18 protein-coding genes, 1 tRNA gene and 4 pseudogenes are annotated in these 21,111 nt (G+C 40.4%); 15 read left to right on the top strand and 8 right to left on the bottom strand.

The features are described from left to right. Positions 1–537: 537 nt before the first annotated feature. A complete protein-coding gene (locus AAC853_RS11085) occupies positions 538–1,143 on the bottom strand; it encodes an HD domain-containing protein (RefSeq protein WP_338884772.1) in 606 nt (201 codons plus the stop codon). A 16-nt stretch (positions 1,144–1,159) separates the two neighbouring features. Further along, positions 1,160–2,161, bottom strand: a complete 1,002-nt coding sequence (gene ygfZ, locus AAC853_RS11090; RefSeq protein WP_340614598.1) for a tRNA-modifying protein YgfZ — start codon at positions 2,159–2,161, stop codon at positions 1,160–1,162. 250 nt (positions 2,162–2,411) lie between these two features. Between ygfZ and sdhE the strand changes: the two genes are divergently transcribed. Continuing rightward, positions 2,412–2,678 carry an FAD assembly factor SdhE gene (gene sdhE, locus AAC853_RS11095; protein ID WP_338804699.1) on the top strand — a complete coding sequence of 89 codons (267 nt, stop codon included), beginning with the start codon at positions 2,412–2,414 and terminating at the stop codon, positions 2,676–2,678. Next, complete coding sequence (locus tag AAC853_RS11100; RefSeq protein WP_340614599.1) at positions 2,659–3,087, top strand: protein YgfX; 429 nt, start codon at positions 2,659–2,661, stop codon at positions 3,085–3,087. Before sdhE ends, AAC853_RS11100 begins: the two co-directional genes overlap by 20 nt. Before the next feature lie 6 nt (positions 3,088–3,093). On the opposite strand, the gene fldB is transcribed toward AAC853_RS11100, so the two are convergent. Continuing rightward, positions 3,094–3,612 carry a flavodoxin FldB gene (fldB, locus tag AAC853_RS11105; RefSeq protein ID WP_340614842.1) on the bottom strand — a complete coding sequence of 173 codons (519 nt, stop codon included), beginning with the start codon at positions 3,610–3,612 and terminating at the stop codon, positions 3,094–3,096. A 126-nt stretch (positions 3,613–3,738) separates the two neighbouring features. On the opposite strand from fldB, the gene xerD reads away from it, so the two are divergent. From xerD to AAC853_RS11140, 7 genes and pseudogenes are all read left to right on the top strand, one after another. Further along, positions 3,739–4,665 (top strand): site-specific tyrosine recombinase XerD, encoded by a 927-nt coding sequence (gene xerD / locus AAC853_RS11110; protein WP_340614600.1) that lies wholly within the window; start codon positions 3,739–3,741, stop codon positions 4,663–4,665. 33 nt (positions 4,666–4,698) lie between these two features. Further along, positions 4,699–5,400, top strand: a complete 702-nt coding sequence (dsbC, locus tag AAC853_RS11115; protein WP_338884777.1) for a bifunctional protein-disulfide isomerase/oxidoreductase DsbC — start codon at positions 4,699–4,701, stop codon at positions 5,398–5,400. A gap of 70 nt (positions 5,401–5,470) precedes the next feature. Then, entirely contained in the window at positions 5,471–7,204 is a 1,734-nt protein-coding gene (gene recJ, locus AAC853_RS11120; protein ID WP_340614601.1) for a single-stranded-DNA-specific exonuclease RecJ, read from the top strand. A gap of 134 nt (positions 7,205–7,338) precedes the next feature. After that, a protein-coding gene (prfB, locus tag AAC853_RS11125) for a peptide chain release factor 2 (protein ID WP_189760350.1) occupies positions 7,339–8,437 on the top strand; the annotation gives its coding sequence in 2 pieces (ribosomal slippage) (positions 7,339–7,413 and positions 7,415–8,437; 1,098 coding nt in all). A gap of 9 nt (positions 8,438–8,446) precedes the next feature. Further along, on the top strand, positions 8,447–9,967 hold the full coding sequence (gene lysS / locus AAC853_RS11130) for a lysine--tRNA ligase (RefSeq protein ID WP_273570444.1): 1,521 nt from the start codon (positions 8,447–8,449) through the stop codon (positions 9,965–9,967). A gap of 171 nt (positions 9,968–10,138) precedes the next feature. Continuing rightward, positions 10,139–10,212: transfer RNA gene (locus AAC853_RS11135), tRNA-Gly, on the top strand. Between the two features lie 234 nt (positions 10,213–10,446). Then, a pseudogene (locus AAC853_RS11140) lies at positions 10,447–10,605 on the top strand (IS1 family transposase); the annotation flags it as partial. On the opposite strand, the pseudogene AAC853_RS11145 reads toward AAC853_RS11140, so the two are convergent. Next, a pseudogene (locus tag AAC853_RS11145) lies at positions 10,581–10,892 on the bottom strand (DDE-type integrase/transposase/recombinase); the annotation flags it as partial. The pseudogenes AAC853_RS11140 and AAC853_RS11145 sit on opposite strands and share 25 nt — an antisense overlap. Before the next feature lie 211 nt (positions 10,893–11,103). Continuing rightward, positions 11,104–12,000, bottom strand: a complete 897-nt coding sequence (locus AAC853_RS11150; protein ID WP_340614602.1) for a LysR family transcriptional regulator — start codon at positions 11,998–12,000, stop codon at positions 11,104–11,106. A gap of 94 nt (positions 12,001–12,094) precedes the next feature. Between AAC853_RS11150 and AAC853_RS11155 the strand changes: the two genes are divergently transcribed. The 6 genes and pseudogenes from AAC853_RS11155 to AAC853_RS11180 all read left to right on the top strand — a co-directional run. Then, positions 12,095–13,612 carry an MFS transporter gene (locus tag AAC853_RS11155; protein ID WP_340614603.1) on the top strand — a complete coding sequence of 506 codons (1,518 nt, stop codon included), beginning with the start codon at positions 12,095–12,097 and terminating at the stop codon, positions 13,610–13,612. Positions 13,613–13,640: 28 nt separating this feature from the next. Beyond that, on the top strand, positions 13,641–14,324 hold the full coding sequence (locus AAC853_RS11160; RefSeq protein WP_340614604.1) for a DUF6875 domain-containing protein: 684 nt from the start codon (positions 13,641–13,643) through the stop codon (positions 14,322–14,324). Between the two features lie 52 nt (positions 14,325–14,376). Then, a pseudogene (locus AAC853_RS11165) lies at positions 14,377–15,777 on the top strand (tryptophanase). A 288-nt stretch (positions 15,778–16,065) separates the two neighbouring features. Beyond that, complete coding sequence (locus AAC853_RS11170; protein WP_340614605.1) at positions 16,066–17,019, top strand: acyl-CoA dehydrogenase family protein; 954 nt, start codon at positions 16,066–16,068, stop codon at positions 17,017–17,019. A 36-nt stretch (positions 17,020–17,055) separates the two neighbouring features. Further along, the gene (locus AAC853_RS11175; RefSeq protein WP_340614606.1) at positions 17,056–18,489 is read left to right on the top strand and encodes a 4-hydroxyphenylacetate 3-hydroxylase family protein; all 1,434 of its coding nucleotides are present in this window, start codon (positions 17,056–17,058) and stop codon (positions 18,487–18,489) included. A gap of 144 nt (positions 18,490–18,633) precedes the next feature. Next, positions 18,634–18,888, top strand: a pseudogene (locus AAC853_RS11180) (IS1 family transposase); the annotation flags it as partial. Positions 18,889–19,186: 298 nt separating this feature from the next. Here AAC853_RS11180 and AAC853_RS17850 read toward each other — a convergent pair. The 3 genes from AAC853_RS17850 to AAC853_RS11190 form a co-directional block, all read right to left on the bottom strand. Continuing rightward, on the bottom strand, positions 19,187–19,540 hold the full coding sequence (locus AAC853_RS17850; protein ID WP_422824216.1) for a helix-turn-helix domain-containing protein: 354 nt from the start codon (positions 19,538–19,540) through the stop codon (positions 19,187–19,189). Continuing rightward, a complete protein-coding gene (locus AAC853_RS11185; RefSeq protein ID WP_340614843.1) occupies positions 19,510–19,803 on the bottom strand; it encodes an AraC family ligand binding domain-containing protein in 294 nt (97 codons plus the stop codon). The genes AAC853_RS17850 and AAC853_RS11185 overlap by 31 nt, the downstream gene beginning before the upstream one ends. Before the next feature lie 406 nt (positions 19,804–20,209). Continuing rightward, complete coding sequence (locus tag AAC853_RS11190; RefSeq protein WP_340614607.1) at positions 20,210–20,821, bottom strand: LysE family translocator; 612 nt, start codon at positions 20,819–20,821, stop codon at positions 20,210–20,212. Positions 20,822–21,111: the final 290 nt, after the last annotated feature.

Raw genomic sequence — 21,111 nt, forward strand, 5'->3', positions numbered from 1 at the left:
AGGCATGTTTTTTCTATTCCTATTTTGGTCATGATATCAATTTACTGATTGATGTGATCTGGCAAGTTGAAATTCGATTATTGACTAACTGGTAAAATAGTTATGCTGTTATTATCAGGTACGCCTTATATCCCCCCCCCTTTTACGACACCCTCGACAGGGCGGGGAGCAGTCACACAATTAATATACAGTCCTAAACCTCAATCACTTATACCAAACCCACTTGCACCTCGACAGCGATTGAAATAGGGGGGAGGGGACACGTTGCCTTGAGGAAAAACTGAAAGCTAAGTGTGAGAAATTTGCACGTCTGAAACTTGCGGATTCATTCTCTATAGCGCTCATTAATCCAATGTTTCATGGGATTGTTGTTCAATTCAAGCCCATATGGCTCGTAGCGACATATTGCATTTGATTCTGTCTGTTGCAGACCATTTTTACTGCCATCACATCAGCTAATTGAATGCGCGTAAGAAAGTATTTTAAAGCTGCCAGTTTGTAGCTGACAGCTTGGTTTCGAAGAGAAAAAGCGAAAAATTATTTCAACCAACCTTTTTCTTTTGCTGCTTCCAATTGTAGCAGCAGGTATTTCCATAGTTCAGGATAACTTTCGGAAACAAAATGGAGCAGGTTGTAAGCTTGCTCAAAGCGAATATTATTTTCGACCCAACTCTGTCCTTGGTTATGCAGGTTCATAAATACCGGCATAATTCTATCGAGGGTTTTAGCAAAACGTGCTTCTGGCGTGATGGCATCTTCGTATTCGTGCCACAGTTCCAGAAAATATTTTCCCTGGGTTTCCGGCAGTAAGCCAAAAATACGGTTAGCCGCTTTCACTTCATGTTCGTGAATGGCTTCACGGGCAGCCAGATCGAACGCGATAACATCACCCGTATCGATCTCAACAATGTCATGAATCAAAGCCATCTGCATGACGCGGCTAATATCCACATCTCCGGCATAAGGAGCAAAACCAAGCACAGCAATGGCAAAATGCCAGCTATGTTCAGCGGAGTTTTCATGGCGCGCATTATTCAATAACTTGGTCTTGCGATGGACATATTTTAATTGATCCAGTTCCATAAGAAACGCAATGACATCGGTAAAAGGGCCGAAATCAACAGGAGGTACAGCTAATGACATACAAAAACCTCAATAGTTATTTTTCTTCGTCTAGTGAATAAGGCAATGTTTGAATGGTAAGAGTACTACTTTCATCATCACGAATACGAAATACGCTCCCTGCTTCCATATCATTATTCATGACCACTTGTACCCAGATTGAGCCATCAACCAGTTTGACTGCCGCCAATACTGAACCGGTTCGACGCCATTTCTCGCCCAATTGCCATTCCAAATCATCGCCAACAGCCGGCAGGAAAGCAGCATTACCTGCCAGCCAGTACATGGCTCGCTTGTTTGCTCCACGATATTTGGCTCTGGCTACCATTTCCTGACCGGTATAACAGCCTTTCTTGAAGCAGATACTATTTTCGATTGCTTGAAGGTTGGTGGCCTGTGGAATAAATTGTGCGCTGCTGGCAGCATCAATCACTGGGAACCCTGCTTCAATTTCCAACGCCAGCCATTGCTGGCTGTCATTCAACTGCGGTTGACATGTTGCGATTAACGTTTCGGTTAATTTAGCGGCAGTTGTGTTGTCCGTGACGATAAGGAAACGTTCAGCGGGAAGGGCGAAGTGGAGGAGGGTGGTAGCTTCGTGTTGGATAACAGGAGATTCGGTATCAGGCAGGGTTGGAAAGAGGGGAGTCAGCGCTTCCCGGCTTCCTGTGCCAGCGATACCGAGCAAGATATTTGCTTCATCTTTGGCAAGTGTTACTTTGGAAAACACAGCATACTTTTTCAATTCGGTTAATTGGGTTTCCAACAATGAACGGCGTTCAATATAGGCAAAACCTTCACCACGCTGAAACAGGCGTAAGTTACTCCACATCTTGCCCTTGGCATCACAATGGGCAGTTAATACGTGCTGGTTATCATTCAGGGAAGTCAGATCGGCTGTAATCTGACCTTGCAGATACTTTTTCGCATCAGCACCAATGGCTGTCACTATCCCCCAATCATCAAGGGAAATTAAAGTCAGTGGTAGTGTTGCCGAAGGGGATGGATCTTGTGCAGAAAACGGTGTGTGGTAAGTCATAGCAGCTCCTGCCAGTAAACTAACTAAGAAATAACACTAATGGTAAAAGAGATGCGGTTTAATGCAAAGGGATTATGCTTGTTATTTACAGATAAGGCATGCATGGTCAATTTGTTGCGATAGGCTTCGCATCTTATCGATATATCTTGTGATCTCACCGAGGCAGATGATGAAAAACAGCCCAGAATCGTTGATAATCTGCTTACCGTCTTAATGGCACGAATGAAAATGATAAAGAGGCTTTTTAAACATGGATATTGAGAATAAAGCACGTATTCACTGGGCATGTCGTCGTGGAATGCGTGAACTGGATATTTCTATCATGCCATTTTTTGAATATGAATATGATTCATTGGGTGATGATGACAAACGGATTTTCGTTCGTTTGCTGGAGTGCCCCGATCCTGATCTTTTCAATTGGCTGATGAATCATGGACGGCCCGAAGATGATGAACTGTACCATATGGTGAAATTGATCCAGAGCAGAAACCAAGCCCGTGGTCCTGTGGAACAATAAATTAAGGGCGTCTCGCCAGACTCGCCTGTTTTCCACGGGCGTACATGGTGCAGTCGTAATTGCTGCTTTGCTGGCACCTTGGCCGATTTACAGTGCTTTTTTGGGGCTTTTATTTTTCTGGTTTCCACTGTTTGCCATCGTTATAAGTAGCTTGGCGTGGAGCCAGAAAAATATCCGGCAGTGTCAGGGGCAGTTGGTATTGTTCGAAGGCAACAAAGTGCATTGGCAAAAAGCTGCCTGGCGTATCGCCCAGCCCCCGTGGCTCCATCGCTATGGGATGATGGTTATGCTCCATGCATTTAGTCAGGCAGAAAATAGGTACGTTCGGTTATGGATAGCATCAGATAGTATGTCGCCCGCGGCCTGGCGTCATTTGAATCAATTGATGCGCCAATACCCTGGACGGTGATGATGGCTAAAACAACGCTTCCATTTCAGACAATATCTGCATGCACCATTCACCTAAGCGTTCATCTGTTTGTTCGAATTGGTTCACATCATCCAGAGCCAGCCCGACAAAATGTTTGCCATCTTCGGACAACGGTTTCGGGCTGGTAAATTCATAACCGTCTGTTGGCCAAAACCCTATAAACTGTACACCCGTTGGTAGCAGATGGTGATACAGCATTCCCAATGCATCCAGAAACCACTCGCCATAATCGATCTGATCACCCATGCCATACATAGCAACGATTTTTCCTGCCAGATCTAACGAGGGAAGTCGATCCCAAATAGCCTGCCAATCCTCCTGTAATTCGCCGAAATCCCAAGTCGGGATACCGAGGATCAGGACAGAATATTCTTCCATCAAGCAGGGATCACAATCCTTGACATCATGCAGGTCGATCAGATCTTCACCGAGTATATCGCGTATTTTTTCTGCTACCATTTCTGTATAGCAGGTACTAGAGCCGTAAAAGAGACCAATTTTCATCATTAAGTTATCAGGGAATTTCGAATATCAAGATCGGTATTGTAACAGAATAATTGCTTTTTCAGGCATAATAGCCCGATTGGAAGGCACAGATGGGCAGACAAAAAGAAGGAATAAAGAGAAATAATGCCAAAAAAACATAACCTATTAGATAATCCCCCATCGGCTAATCCCCTGATAGAGCAATTTCTCGATACTATCTGGCTGGAAAAAGATCTGGCCGAAAACACCCTGGCTTCTTATCGGCTTGATTTACAAGCTTTGAACAATTGGTTGATGCATTATGATCACGATTTACTTTCAGTACAGTCGATAGAATTACAGTCGTTTTTAGCTGAGCGAGTGGATGGCGGTTATAAAGCCAGTAGTTCAGCCCGCTTGTTGAGTGCAATGCGGCGGTTGTTTCAGTATCTATATCGTGAAAGAATGCGGGAAGATGATCCAACAGCATTATTATCTGCGCCTAAATTGCCTAAACGTCTGCCCAAGGATTTAAGTGAAAAACAAGTTGGGGATTTGCTAAACGCGCCTTTGGTTGACCAACCACTCGAATTGCGAGATAAAGCCATGCTGGAAGTGCTTTATGCTTGCGGATTGCGAGTTTCAGAACTGGTTGGCCTGACCTTATCTGATGTGAGTTTACGCCAGGGAGTGATCAGAATTGTGGGGAAGGGCAATAAGGAAAGGTTGGTTCCTTTGGGAGAAGAGGCTGTTTATTGGCTGGAAAAATATCTGGAATATGGACGCTCGTGGCTATTGAATGGTTCTGTATCTGATGTATTTTTCCCCAGTAAGCGCGGAACGCAGATGACACGCCAGACGTTCTGGCATCGGATCAAACACTATGCCGTATTGGCAAGCATTGATGCTGAACGCTTGTCACCCCATGTTTTACGCCATGCTTTTGCAACACATTTACTTAATCATGGTGCAGACTTACGTGTTGTGCAGATGTTATTAGGTCATAGTGACCTCTCCACAACCCAGATTTACACCCATGTAGCCACCGAACGTCTCAAAGTGCTGCATCAACAACATCACCCCCGTGGGTAACTGCGGGATTAAGTGAAAATAAAGGAACAAATAATGAAGAAGATCGCGTTTTGCCTTTCATTACTGTTGACTGCTGTTGCCAGCAACGCCTTTGCTGATGAGAGTGCTATCAATAACACATTGTCTAAAATGGGAATTAAGGCAGAAAGTATCACGCCATCACCACTACCCGGTGTGAGTTCAATATTAACTGAGCATGGCATTATTTACCTATCGGATGATGGTAAGTACCTATTACAAGGGCCACTTTATGATGTTAGTGGCAAAGTACCCAAAAATATCAGCAACCAGGTTCTGGTTAAAAAATTGGAAGCTTTGAAAAATCAAATGATTATTTACAAAGCGCCAAAAGAAAAACATGTTGTTACTGTTTTTACTGATATTACCTGTGGCTATTGCCGTAAATTGCATGAGAGTATGCAAGAATACAACGAATTGGGGATTACTGTCCGTTACCTGGCGTTTCCTCGTCATGGTTTGCAACACCAGTCAGCTAAAGATATGCAGTCTATTTGGTGCAGTGCAACACCGAATAAATCACTGAATGCTGCTTTCAAAGGTGAAAATATCTCCCCAATTAAAGAGTGTAAGGCAGATATTGCTAAACAATATCAGTTAGGCTTGCAGTTTGGTGTTCAGGGCACACCGGCTATCGTCCTAAAAGATGGCAGCGTGCTCGGTGGTTATTTGTCACCGAAAGATTTATTGGCTGCGTTGGAACACCATGACGATTAATTGAAATTGTTTATGTTCCCATTCAGTAAATACAAAAATTCGTGAATAAAAAATCAGTGAATAAGAAACTGTGAGTAGAAAAATACAACTCCGCCGCCGACCGGTGGCGGATCCTTGTCATCTTCCCAACGATATCCATCCGTTATTGCGCCGTTTATATGCTATGCGTGGTATACAGCAAGTTGATGAACTGGAGCGTAGTGCAAAGGGACTCCTCAATTACCAATCCTTCAATGGTATTGAGCAGGCTGTTACCCTATTGGTCACTGCATTACATGAACATTGGCGCATCGTGGTAGTTGGCGATTTTGATGCAGATGGAGCAACCAGTACCGCTTTGAGCATCCGCGCTTTGCGGGCAATGGGATATCGCAACCTTGATTATCTTGTGCCAAACCGTTTTGAAGATGGTTATGGATTAAGCGCTCAGGTGGTTGATGAAGTTGTCAAAAGAAGCGCAGATCTGATTATCACCGTGGATAATGGGATCTCATCCCATGATGGTGTAGCCGTGGCACATCAACATGGCATCAAGGTGATCGTCACCGATCACCATTTACCGGGCGAAACATTACCAGCCGCAGATGCCATTATGAATCCTAATTTAGTTGACTGCGCTTTTCCTTCTAAGGCGTTGGCAGGGGTTGGTGTTGCATTTTATCTGATGTCTGCACTCAGGGCTGAATTGCGCAAACTGGCATGGTTTGAGCAACAAGGTATTCCATTACCCAATTTGGCGGAACTGCTGGACTTAGTGGCATTAGGTACAGTGGCTGACGTGGTTCCCCTCGATACCAATAATCGCATTCTGGTATATCAAGGACTCAATCGCATTCGGGCAGGGCGTTGCTGTGCGGGAATACGGGCGCTGCTCGAAGTTTCCAAACGGGATGCGACAAAATTGGCCGCCAGTGATTTGGGATTTGCGTTGGGGCCACGCTTAAATGCCGCCGGACGTCTGGATGATATGTCCGTTGGGGTAGCATTATTACTGACTGATGACATGGCGCAAGCCCGCCAGATTGCTTGCGAGTTGGATGGCTTGAACCAAACCCGTCGGGAAATCGAACAGGGTATGCAGCAAGAAGCCTTGCAGATCTGCGATAAAATCGAGCGAACCCATACCCAGCTACCTTACGGATTAGCCATTTATCATCCCGAATGGCATCAGGGGGTAGTGGGTATTTTGGCATCACGTATTAAAGAGCGTTTTCATCGCCCAGTCATTGCTTTTGCTCCGGCAGGTGATGGCACTTTGAAAGGCTCTGGGCGTTCCGTAAATGGCTTACATATGCGAGATGCACTTGAACGTCTTGATACTCTGCATCCAGGACTGATGTTGAAATTTGGAGGTCATGCGATGGCAGCGGGATTGTCGATTGAACAAGACAAATTTGATCTTTTTCAGCGCTATTTTTCCGAACTGGTCGCTGACTGGATGGATATAGCCCAACTTGAAGGTGTGATTTGGAGCGATGGCGAATTAGCATTGGAAGAGTTATCGTTGGAAGTGGCTGAAATTCTGCGTGATGGTGGTCCGTGGGGGCAGGCATTTGCGGAACCGGTTTTTGATGGCAAATTTAAACTACTGCAACAGCGTATTGTGGGTGAAAAGCACCTAAAAGTCATGCTGGAACCCTTAAATGGTGGACCAATGTTAGATGGCATTGCATTTAATATTGATGTCAGTTGCTGGCCGGATAATAGTATCAAAACAGTAGAATTGGCCTATAAACTGGATATTAACGAATTTCGTGGTAATCGTGATGTTCAGCTTTTGATCCAGCATATTTGGCCCTATTGAATGAACTTAGGTTTCTAGTTGCATTTAAAAAGGGAAGGGTATGAACCCCTTGATAGATCCGTTACAATGCACGGTTCGAAAATATCCATGCGACCATCGTTTATTCATAATACACAACGTATAAGACACGAAATATGTTTGAAATTAATCCGGTAAAAAATCACATTCAGGACCTGTCTGAGCGGACAGCAGTTCTGAGGGGGTATCTTTGACTATGATGCCAAGAAAGAACGTTTAGAAGAAGTCAATGCTGAACTCGAACAGCCTGATGTCTGGAATGAACCGGAACGGGCACAGGCGTTGGGTAAAGAGCGTTCATCACTTGAAAGCATCGTAGAAACCATTGATCAGCTGACTCAGGGATTGGAAGATGTGAACGGCCTGCTGGAACTGGCCGTTGAAGCTGATGACGAAGAAACCTTCAATGAAGCCGTCGCTGAGTTGGAACAGCTGGAAGAGAAGCTGGGTCAACTGGAATTCCGTCGTATGTTTTCTGGCCAATATGACAGTGCAAACTGTTATCTGGATCTTCAGGCGGGATCTGGCGGTACAGAAGCGCAGGATTGGGCCAGCATGTTGATGCGTATGTACCTGCGTTGGGCAGAATCCAAAGGCTTTAAGACAGAAATTATTGAAGAATCTGATGGTGATGTTGCGGGTTTGAAATCTGCCACCATCAAAATTATGGGTGAATATGCTTACGGTTGGTTGCGTACAGAGACGGGCGTTCATCGCTTAGTACGTAAAAGTCCTTTCGATTCAGGTGGTCGCCGCCATACATCATTCAGTTCTGCCTTTATCTATCCAGAAGTGGATGATGATATTGATATCGAAATCAATCCAGCTGATTTACGCATTGATGTATACCGTGCCTCTGGTGCTGGTGGTCAGCACGTTAACAAAACCGAATCTGCAGTACGTATCACCCACGTACCGACAGGTATTGTAACCCAATGTCAGACAGACCGTTCTCAGCATAAAAACAAAGACCAGGCGATGAAGCAGTTGAAAGCGAAACTGTACGAACTGGAAATGCAGAAGAAGAATGCAGATAAACAAGCAATGGAAGATAACAAATCGGACATTGGTTGGGGGAGCCAGATTCGCTCTTACGTTTTGGATGATTCTCGCATTAAGGATTTGCGTACTGGTGTAGAAACCCGCAATACTCAATCTGTGCTAGATGGGGATCTGGACAAATTCATTGAAGCAAGTTTAAAAGCTGGCCTATGAGGAACTAAAATGTCACAACAACAACAAGGTGCTGAACAGGCTCCTGATTTAAATAACGAACTGAAAACGCGCCGTGAAAAACTGGCTGCCCTGCGCAGTAACGGTATTGCTTTCCCAAATGATTTTCGTCGCGAAAACATTTCCGTAGATCTGCATGCTAAATACGATGACAAGACCAAGGAAGAATTGGAAGCGCTTGACATCGAAGTGACTGTTGCTGGTCGCATGATGACACGTCGTATCATGGGTAAAGCCTCTTTTGCCACCCTGCAAGACATGGGGGGGCGCATTCAGATCTATGTTTCCCGTGATGACCTACCGGAAGGCATTTACAACACTCAGTTCAAGAAATGGGATTTAGGTGACATTTTAGGTGCGCGCGGTAAGCTGTTCAAAACCCAAACGGGTGAACTTTCTATCCATTGTACTGAGTTGCGTTTGCTGACTAAGGCATTGCGTCCACTGCCGGATAAATTCCACGGTTTGGCGGATCAGGAAACTCGCTATCGTCAGCGTTATTTGGATTTGATCTCGAACGATGAATCACGCAAGGCATTCCAGATCCGTTCCCGCGTGATGTCGGCATTACGCAGCTTCATGATCCAAAAAGGTTTTATGGAAGTTGAAACGCCAATGATGCAGGCGATCCCTGGTGGTGCAAGTGCGCGTCCATTCATTACGCACCATAACGCGTTGGATATCGACATGTACCTGCGTATTGCGCCAGAACTGTACCTGAAACGTTTGGTTGTCGGTGGTTTTGAGCGTGTTTTCGAAATTAACCGCAACTTCCGTAATGAAGGTGTTTCTCCGCGCCACAACCCAGAGTTCACGATGATGGAACTCTACATGGCTTACGCGGATTATCAGGATCTGATCGTACTGACTGAAGAACTGTTCCGTACCCTGACTCAAGAAGTACTGGGTACAACATCGGTGAAATACGGCGAACAGGAATTCGATTTTGGTCAGCCTTTTGCCAAGATGACTATGAAAGAAGCGATCTGCAAATATCGTCCAGAAACCAACATGGCAGATTTGGATGATATGGACAAAGCGGTTGCTATCGCGAAATCCTTGGGTATTGACGTTGAAAAGGGCTGGGGCTTAGGCCGTATTCAGTGTGAAATCTTTGAAGAAACCGCGGAAAGCCATCTGATTCAGCCGACGTTCATTACAGAATATCCGGCAGAAGTTTCTCCGTTGGCACGCCGTAACGATGATAATCCATTCATTACTGATCGTTTTGAATTCTTCATTGGTGGCCGTGAAATTGGTAATGGCTTCTCGGAGCTGAACGACGCGGAAGATCAAGCAGAACGTTTTGCAGAGCAGGTTCGCCAGAAAGATCAGGGTGATGATGAAGCGATGTTCTATGATGAAGACTACATTACTGCGTTGGAGCACGGCTTGCCGCCAACAGCAGGCTTAGGGATTGGTATCGACCGTATGGTGATGTTGTTTACTGACAGCCACACCATCCGTGATGTTATCCTGTTCCCGGCAATGCGTCCACATACGCATAAATAATCGTTTCTCGATTAAAACCAGCTAAAAGCGCTGTCCGGTTAACCAGACAGCGCTTTTTTACATACATCAAAAAATCTTAAACAACCGATTGAAATATAGACAAATATTAACGATATACTACTTGCTGAGATTCAGTAAGAGGTATATATTTAACGCCATCACTTCGTTGATGCGAGTGTAGTTCAATGGTAGAACGAGAGCTTCCCAAGCTCTATACGAGGGTTCGATTCCCTTCACTCGCTCCAAATACACTTCTCTTATAGTCAATTACAAAATATAATTAAATCAATAGATTAATGTCTTTGTTACTCTCTTAGCTGAATCAACCCGTCATTCCGGTTTTTGGAATGCTCAACCCAGACGGAAGTATCAACCAAAATAGTCATCATGCGGATGGCTTTTCCCGGCGATGGGGAACTATCTGTATTTCGGTCATGCTCCCAATAATTAGATGTTGCGGTAATTTATGGTAGGTGAATATGACTAAAGTTGATGTGATTTGTCGTTATTGTCACAAAACAGAAGATGTGAAAGGACATGGAAAAGGGAGTTGTGGGCACCAGCGTTATCACTGTTATGCCGGCCGTAAAACCTTTCAATTAAATTACACCTATCAGGCTTGCAAACCCGGAGTAAAAGCGCATAACGAATAAAACTGTTTCCAGGCTGGGATATCTCTGGCATTTTCCATCTGTCCCTTTTTAAGCATTCGATGTAAATCTATTCCCGCAATCGTGGCCACTGCCGTTTCAAATGATTTAAATCCGAGCATCGGCTTTGTGATGCGCTTAATGCCTCGGCGATCCTGTTCCACCCGGTTGTTCAGGTATTTTATCCGGCTCATCTCAATCAGCCAAGGGCAGAGTCCGTAGAGAAATAAAAGGTTATTGATGCGCTCCAGTGCCGCGGTATTGGCTCCGGATTTATAGGCTGACAGTATACCTGACTTTCCTATTTTCGACAGAACCAATAATAAATCATCTTCACTATTTAAAACTTATGATACATTTGATTTATCAAGGATAATGATAATAACCCATTATTTATTATTTTATTTATATCTAAATGTGATAACAAAATTAGTGATTTATTTAGCAGGGGCGTGTTTATTATTGATAGAGATATATGCTTAATTATTATATTCCTTCGGTTGGCCAACATTTTTCAATCCAATCACTTAATGCAATTATTCGGTTGAGGACATAACTATTTTGTGATCTTAAAAGATGAACAGGAAGTATGGGTAAAGTCCAATCGGGTAATAGTCTGATTAGCTTTCCATCTTGAATAGCTTTATTGAATAACCACATTGGGCCTGCATGAATACCAGCTCCGTCACATACTGCTTGGTAGATTGCTCCCACATTATTAAGGTAAAAGCTACTGGACAGTTCTACTCGTTCTATGTGCCCATTACAGGATAACTGTAGGCGAGTTGGGTAGGCATTTTGATGTAGTGAATAAATAATAGATCTATGTTTTGTCAGATCTTGTGGGTGAAGTGGAGTTCCATATTTGTTCAGATATACTGGGCTTGCGCACAATACTCCAGAAATATTACCCAATTTTTTAGCGACTAATGTTGAGACTGATAATTCTCCAATTCGGATTGCAAGATCAATTCCTTCCTGTCGGAGATCTAGACAATTATCTGAAAGAACTAAGTCAAATATAATGTCTGGGTTTTTTTGCTGAAATATAGTTAGCCATTGTGTGACATAGTGTTCTCCAAAATTTACTGGGGCAGTAATTTTAATTTTACCCGCTAGTGAATTACCGCTGATATCACTCAAGATACTATCTACTTCATTTAGTAATGGGCGCATTTTCTCATAAGCCAGTATTCCTGTATCTGTCAGGCTTAATTTCCTAGTTGAACGATTAATTAATTGAACTTTTAACTGATGTTCAAGAGTAGCTAAACGCCGACTCGCGACAGAGGGATCTAATCGCAAATCTTTTGCTGCTTTTATCAAACTTCCTTTTTCAACAATCCGAAAAAAAAGATGCCAGAGGGCCAGATCATGATTCATGTTATTTCCACAATTTTTATTTGAGAAAATAGCAATATTATTATGATATTATATAAGTAAAATCAAATTATTAAAATTTTGATGAGGATATGGTATGCAGGTAGAAAATAAGAAACCATCGCGTGGCTATTGGGTATTAGCTGCTGTTTGTATCGCTGGGATGATTTTACCTCTTGAATATACAGGGCCGGCTGTAGCTTTACCTGCTATCCAATCTGAATTAGGAGGTAGTGCAATTGCATTATCTTGGGTTATCAATGCGTTTGCGTTAAGTTTTGGTAGTGCTGTCATGGCAGCGGGAGCGTTAGCTGACCAATATGGACGCAAGAAGATGTTCGTGGGTGGTATAACTGGATTCACACTATTTTCTCTTATTGTTAGTGTTGCGAGCAGTGTTGTTTTTCTTGATTTATTGCGAGGAATACAAGGTTTTTTTGCCGCTTTGACGATGGCTGGAGGGAATGCCGCATTAGCTCAGGAATTTGATGGAAGGGCAAGAACAAAAGCTTTTGGTTTATTAGGAACAGCTTTTGGTGTGGGTTTAGCATTTGGACCTGTGATATCAGGTACTCTAATAGAAGTATTTGGCTGGAGGTCTGTATTTTTACTGGGAGCTTTGTTTGGTGGTATAGCACTAGTCATTGGTGTTATTCAGATGCGTGAATCGCGCGATCCCAACGCCGTAAAACTCGATATTAAAGGCGTATTTAGTTTTACTGCATTTTTAGTATTACTAACATTCGGTATTATGCAAATTCCGCAGAGTGGTATTGGAAGTACTTCTGTTATTGCATTGTTCAGTGCTTCCATCATGATGTTGTTTATTTTTATTAAATGTGAATTATCACATGCCCGTCCAATGCTAGATCTATCGCTTTTTCGGTTTAAAAAATTTGTCGGAGTACAATTTTTACCATTGGCAACCGCGGTTTGTTTTATTGTGTTACTTATTCTATTCCCAATTCGGTTAATTGGTATTGAAGGTTATAGTGCAATTAAAGCAGGAGAAGTCATGATCGCACTATCGGCTCCTATGCTTGTTGTTCCTTTTCTTGCGGCATTGTTAACTCGCTGGTTTTCATCGCCAACACTTTCGTGTATTGGTTTATTATGTGCAGCGGTAGGGTTAGCATGGTTAGCAAATATACCTATTGGAGCACAATCAACAGAATTAATTTTTCCACTGATGTTAATAGGGATTGGAACTGGATTTCCGTGGGGGTTAATGGATGATCTTTCAATTAGAGCAGTTCCTATAGAGCGAGCAGGAATGGCAACAGGCATTTTTACGACGATGCGAGCTTGTGGTGAGGCAATATGTGTTGCAGGCGCACTAGCAATGTTAAATTTTCTTCTACAGATGAATTTACAGCAAGTTTCTCAACAATCTCACAATGTGATTTCTACAGCAGCAAGTAATTTGACAACAGGTAATTTTGATAATGCTAGAGACTCATTTATTTATCTATCTGAGCAGGAACTACTAGCTATTTATAGCGATTCATTTAGTGTATTAGTATATACATTAATGGGAATAACAATACTGTCTGTTATTGTTTGCTTTATAACATTGAGAAATGAAAAGGCAGCTATTAACTCTAATCAATTTTGATATGAAAATTTAGTCAGGAGACTTTATTATGGATATGAATTTGAACTCATTATCTTGTGCGACAAAACTTATTCCTATATCAGAAGTTGTATTGTTACCAGATGAGACAGATACAAGAGATATAAAAACTATAGCTCAGTGGTGTATAGATTATTTATGCAATCCACATCCTGATTTGGGAAGGTCAGGTGTTGTTTGCCCCTTTTCTCCTACATCCATGAAAAAAGAAACATTTTGGATTACTGAAGTAAAAACAAAAGGAATGACTGAGGATAAAATTAAAAATCATATCCTTAATCTTTTAAATTTATTTCTTGATAAGGAACCTCGCACTGGTGATTCAACGCAATTTAAAACAATTGTTAGTATATGGAGTGATATTTTCCCTGAAGAAAAAATTGCTCGTTTGCATCATGAAATGAAACCATTTTTTTTGCGTAATGGATTGATGCTGGGTGAATTTTTTAATCTTTGTGCTAAAGGTGGGTTGAGGAATCCTAATTTTAGACCATTACGTTCTCCTGTACCATTATTGGTTGTCAGAGAGATGTTAGAATTTGATATAGCATTCCTTTCTGAATCAAAAGAACATGTTTCAGAATATATTCGTAAATATGGCGAAAAAGGATTTATAGCTATAGAAAAAATTTTAAATAATAAAAATATAGAGCTTGGCGAAAAACAGGTTTCAGTATTGAAATCATTTTTATAGTTTCAATGAAAAATCCATATTAATATCTATTGCTTATTATAGGAAAGTATATATGTCTAAATCTATACCAGAACCTTGGCGAATTAAAATGGTTGAACCAATTAAAATGATAACTAGAGCTGAACGTCAAAGTGCCTTGATAACAGCCGGATTAAATCCGTTTCTCTTAAGAGCGGAGGATGTGTTTATAGATTTATTGACTGATAGTGGTACAGGAGCTATGAGTGATCGACAATGGGCAGGGATCTTTTTGGGGGATGAGTCTTATGCCGGTAGCAAGAGCTATTATAAGCTATCAAAAACTGTCGAAGAAGTGTTTGGTTATCAATATACAATTCCTGTGCACCAAGGCAGAGGAGCTGAGCAAATATTATTCCCATACCTTGTAGAATTAGCCAAAAAAAGTGGAGCTTCTGAACCAATTTTTATATCTAATCACCATTTTGATACAACTAAAGCTCATGTAGAAATGGCGGGAGCTAAAGTAAAAAATTTTATTTGCCCTTCTGCTTTACAGACTGAAATATATGATGATTGGAAAGGTAATTTTGATCTAAATAATCTTAGTTATGAAATTAAAAATAATAGAAAAAACATTGTGGCTATAGTGATTACTATTACTTGTAATAGTGTGGGTGGACAACCATTATCTATGGATAATATTTGTTCTGCTGCAGAAATGGCGAAAGGTGCTGGTATACCTGTGATCATTGATGCGGCTCGATTTGCGGAAAATGCTTATTTCATAAAACAACGCGATAAAAAATTTTCTGATAAAACAATTTCACAAATAGTTAAAGAGATATTTAGTAAAGCAGATATATTTACAATGTCTGCAAAGAAAGATGGTATGGTAAATATTGGCGGGTTATGTTGCTTTCGTAATGATGAGTCTTTGTTTAGAGAAGTACAGATAAGATGTGTACCAATGGAAGGATTTATAACCTACGGAGGGTTAGCTGGCCGTGATATAGAAGCCATGGCTATTGGTCTTCAAGAAGCATTGAGCGAAGATCATTTACGTAGCCGAATTTCTCAAGTTGAATATTTAGGGAGTAAATTATTAAAAGCGGGTATTCCAATTCAGACACCTGTAGGTGGACACGCTGTATTTGTAGATGCCCGTAAAATATTCCCAGATATAAAGCCAGAAAACTTTCCGGCTCAAGTGCTTTGTAATGCTCTTTATTTAGAAAGTGGTGTGAGAGCTACGGAGATTGGTTCATTGATGATGGGCAGAGACCCAATCAGTGGACAACAAGAACCTTCATTATTTGAATTGATGAGGTTAACTATTCCCCGTCGGACTGTATACTAACAGCCATATTGATTATGTCGCAGATTCTTTAATTGAAGTTGTTAAAAATGCTGATATTTTAAAACCTCTTGATTTTAAATATGAACCTAAAGATTAAGACAATTTACTGCTCACTTCAGGGAAATAGATAGATAATAAAGGGTTTAAAAATGCAGATTATAATGAACTCTATGTAAGAAAAATCTAGCAATACTACGCCATTATTATTTTCTAAATTTTATAGTATTGCTCTGGATATGAAAGAATGCCTCAGGGAAAAACGAGAAGAACATAATAAGATTGGAACTTACTCTCAAGATTTACATAATCTATTCATGGAGCAAGGGTTTTACCGCTTACTGCAACCTAAAAAATATGGAGGATTGTAGTTTTCGCTTTCTGAATATTATAAAATAATGCTTAATATCAGAAGGACATCCTTCTTTGGGTTGGAATTTAACTTTGGGTGTCGGTCATTCTTTCTTGGTTGCTTCTCATTGGCCTGAATATGTACAAGATGAGTTATTTGATACCGGAAAACAATTTATTGCGGCTCATAAGGCATTTCCAGCGGGTACATGTAAGAGAGTTAAGCAAGGATATATTCTTGACGGTATCTTTCCTTATTGCAGTGGTATTACTTATGCAACCCATGTCATTCTCAATTCTATTTGTGATTTGGGTAATGGCGATAAGTGTTCCATGAATTTCATTATTCCTAGATGTGATTTTGAAATACTGAATGATTGGGGGGAACATAAGACATTGGGTATGTGGGCTAGTGGTTCAAATAGTGTACGCCTTACATCGGTATTTGTGCCGGAAAGAATGTCTGCTCCCTTTAGAGGATTTTATGCCGACCAAAGAGTTGAGAATGGTACAGAAGGAACAAGAATACATAGAAATTCTATGTATTTAGGGTACTTAATGGCACCTTACCATGCAAATATACTTGTTCCTATTGTTGGTGCAAGTAAAGCTGCTCTTGAAGAATTTAGAAAATACGAGAAACCAGGTGATATTAACGAAATAGTATTTTCACGTACACTTGGATTGGCAATGCTACTTTCGGATTCGGCTGAAGCTATCTTATTCAATGTATTTGATAAATATGCTTCATTTTGTCAGCGCTGGGAATACGATAGATCACCTATGACTGTAGATGAAAATCTACGTTTATGGGGTTTATTGCAGCAAGCTGGTCGTTTGGCGTGTGAAAGTGTTGATATACTTTTTCGGAATGCAGGGTCATCAGCAACATTAAAAGGTGCACCTCTACTTGAATATTTTAATGATACACAAATGTATCGCAGTCATGTTGGAGCTCAATGGGAGCAATTTTCTTTATATGTTGGTCGTTCAATATTAAATAGAAAGATTTCTTTTCTTGATCTTTAAAACGAGTTAATTAACTAATAGGGTAGAGCAAAAAAGATGATAAGAACTGGAGATAAATATATTGATGATTTACGTGATGGACGTACCATTTTTATCAATGGAGAAAAAATTACTAATCACGTTGATCATCCAGCATTTAAGAATGCCATTAGGACAGTTGCTAATCTGTATGATTATCAGAAATTCAATTTTGAAAAAATGACTTTCCTGACAAAGGAAGGTACTCGGATTGCTCGTCACTGGGAACTTCCTTCTTCACATGAAAAACTTATAGCACGTGGTCAAACAGCTTATGATTATGCTATGCAGAGCGCTGGTTGGATAGGCAGGAGTCCTGATCATGTGGCATCTGCACTTGTTGGGATGATGACTCATATTGAAGTATTTGAATCTTACTCACAAGAACGTTCTAATGCACTAAAAAACTATTTTACCTATGTAAGTGAAAATGATCTTTATTTGACTTATGCTCTAGTAAACCCACAGGGAGATCGTTCAAAGATGCCAAGTGAGTACACAAAGGATATTTATCACTCACTTGGATTAGTTGAAAAAAATCCCAAAGGAATTATTGTGAGAGGTGGAAAAATGCTTGCAACAGCAGCTCCTCTTGCAAATGAAATTTTTATTGGTGTACAAAATCCTCTCAAATCTGGTGTCGATGAACGTTATGCTTTATCGTTTGCGATGCCACTAAGTACAGAAGGAATTAAGATTATATCAAGACGTTCTTACGAGTTAGTCGCAGGGCATCCAAAAGATTATCCATTATCATACCAGTTTGATGAGAATGATACTATTGTCTATTTTGATGATGTACTAATTCCTTGGGAACGGGTCTTTATTTTTGAAGACACTGATATGTGCCGTAAACAATTTCATTCAACTGGTGCAGAGGTTTTGATGGATACACAAAGCCAAGCTCGATATGCAGTGAAATTGCATTTTCTTACTGGATTAGCTCAGAAAATGGCAGAAACCAATGGGATTGATAAATTTCCTTCTGTTAAAGAAAATCTTGCGGAATTAGCTTGTTATGCGATGAATATTGAAGGATTATTTAAAAATTTAATTTATAATCCTAACGTCCATAATGGTTTTTATATCCCAGATCAAGTTCAGCTCTATGCCTGCCAAATTATAGCACAATCTATTTATCCTAAAGTGATAAATATTATCAGAAAACTGGCAGGGGGGGGAGTCATTATGCTGCCATCAAGTGAGTATGACTTACTAAATAATGAAATATTTAGTTTTGTTGAAAAAACACAGTATTCATCAGTCATGTCACCTACTGATAGAATTAGACTTATGAAATTGGTTTGGGATGCTATTGGTTCAGAATTCGCTTCAAGGCACTTGCAATATGAAATGTTTTATTCTGGCGCTAAATTTGCTACGTTAGATCGTCTATACAAACATTATGACTGGAATTTTTCAAGAGCATTAGTTGAAAATATAACTTTTTAGTGTGTGTTGATGTTTATTGTTTGTCATTTTCTCACCTCATACGAGTGGTTATATCACGACAAGCGCCAGTGCCACCATGCTGGCGTAATTTAACCCAAATTTTGTTTAAGGTGTTACTGGAACATCGGGTCATGCTCCCAATAGTTAGCGCTACTGGCACCTTTTGAAATCCAATATTACTGTACCGATGATTATGCCGTCTATGACTGTCTTCCTGAGGGGAGGCACCTCAGAGGGAAGAAATTTACCCAGCGTATCGAGAGAATCAATCTGACTCTACGTATCCGCATCAAGAGACTCAATCGGAAAACAATAGGCTATTCCAAATCCGAAGAGATGCACGATAAAGTGATAGGGACGTTTATTGAACGTGAATACTATCTTGCAGGGGTGATCTAACTATTGGGAGCATGACCTGTATTTCAGGTGATGTGCTGCCGAGCGACGCCACTCTTTTTGTCGCCTGCACTCGAACAAACGTTTTCACCGCTTCCCGAAAAATATCTGCGCAATAAATTACGCCCTGACAATATGCAATGTTGTGTGGCTTGTTTTGCCGGAGGCCAAAAACAAAATCATGTTGGTTATTTCGTCGGGCTGTGCGATTTTCCCGAATAGAATTGTCGAGCTTAAATTGTTTTGTACTGTAATAGTCGTGCTGTAGATGTAAAGCAATTCAACGGATTAAATACGTGGCCTATATTTTTTTATATTCCGCAGGAGTTGACGCAACTAATTTTTTAAAGTTCCTATGAAAGTGGCTTTGGTCATAAAAACCTAATTCAGTTGCTATAGACGCTATATCCATTCCCTGCTTCAAGAGTACTTTTGCTTCATTAATGCGCATTGCGATTTGCATAGCATGTGGAGTAATACCATATGCTTTTCGAAATGAGTGGATAATATGATATTCACTCAATTGAGAGTGAACAGCAATATCTTTTACCGATATATTGCTTCGAAAATTTTCATAAATATATTTATACGCCTTAGATACACTATTTTTTGGTACAACTTTCTTTAAAGGTATGGAGTTGGACTGTGAAAACAGATTGGAAAAAAAGCGATACTCTCTTCTTCCATTTTCATTTTGTCTTTATTAAGAATGATTGTGTTGGCTAATTCTTGAAACTGTACATAAAGTTCCGGATCATCGGTATGATTAATTGAGAACGGAATAAAATTCGTTCCTCTTTCACCTACAACCATCGATTGCACATACCCTAACCATTCGGGACATACATACAGCATTTTGTAACTCCAATTTGTATCTGGTATTGGGTTACATGAATGAACCTCTAGAGGGTTAATGATGACAAGTTTTGTATTCTACGTTCAATATTACTATTGAAGTAATCACTCTGACCACAATCTACAGCTCCAATAGAAAATTCTTCATGAGTGTGTTTCCCGTAACAGGCTTTCGAATTTTTAGAAGAACGCAGTTCAATGGGGACTACGCTCGAACGATAGAATTTTTGCTTGGTCATCTATATTCATACCCTTCTAGGGGGATGTTTTGTGATGGGTTATTAGACAACAAGATGTATCGAACTACAAGAAACAACGCCAATTATACCTTACCGAAAAAATAGTCGAAAATCGGATAAACAGATTGATAAATGTTTATATCATTCTGACTTCAAGATGCGTGTGATTTATTCCCGCAAAGCGGGGATAAACCAGGTTTCATAGCGTGTTGTCAATTGCAACTTGAAGTTTAATGCGTATAACTTGAAATAAAAAAAGTATATACGACCGTAATAGCTAACAATAGACCCATAATGAGATTGAAAAACTTATAATGTTTAGGTATGTCCAAAACTGTCCTAATCGTCATTCCCAAAACAGCCCATGCTGAAATTGATGCATAACAGACAATAAAAAAAATCGCACAAAAAAGTAGCAACGAATTAATCTCTACATCTCGACTATTAAAAACAGATATGCCTGCTAAAGACACAATCCATGCTTTCGGATTAAGCCATTGGCACATCATTCCTTGTATAAGGGATGGAGCATTGGTCTCTAGTTTACTATCATCTCTGATCATTGGGTTTTGTATAGCAATTTTATAGGCCAAATATAACAAGAAACTACCGCCTATATAGGTAAATATTTCGGTTAGATAGGGTACTTCATTGATAACTTGAGCTAATCCAAAGCCTAGTAAAAATAGAATTGATACAAAACCAATTGTAGCACCGGTTATATGTGGGATAGTTCGAATATATCCGCAATTGGCTCCGGTCACTGTCGCTATTATGTTTACAGGCCCTGGCGATATAGAGGTTACAAAGGCAAAAACTGCCATTGAAAATAATTGCGTCATAAACTTCTATCTCCTAAAAATCAGTGACTTCTCCAGAGCTATTAATAAAGCGATGCTCTTTGAAGTAATTTTTAGGGAGTTTCTCATCCAAAAGTTATCAGTGTTGAAGATCATCTCATAATTCGTTTAAGTTAAATTTACAATAACGGTATTCCTGCCTAAATGTTAAATATTGTACGAAATTGTTGTTTATAGAATTGTGCAAAAGAAAAGTGTTTAATCTATTTCAATAAATCCTGAGTCATAACTCCAAAGCGTTAATTTGATATTATTCTGCCTTTGCAGAGGGT

The sequence above is a fragment of the Xenorhabdus thailandensis genome, assembly GCF_037996785.1.
Taxonomy (GTDB): domain Bacteria; phylum Pseudomonadota; class Gammaproteobacteria; order Enterobacterales; family Enterobacteriaceae; genus Xenorhabdus; species Xenorhabdus griffiniae.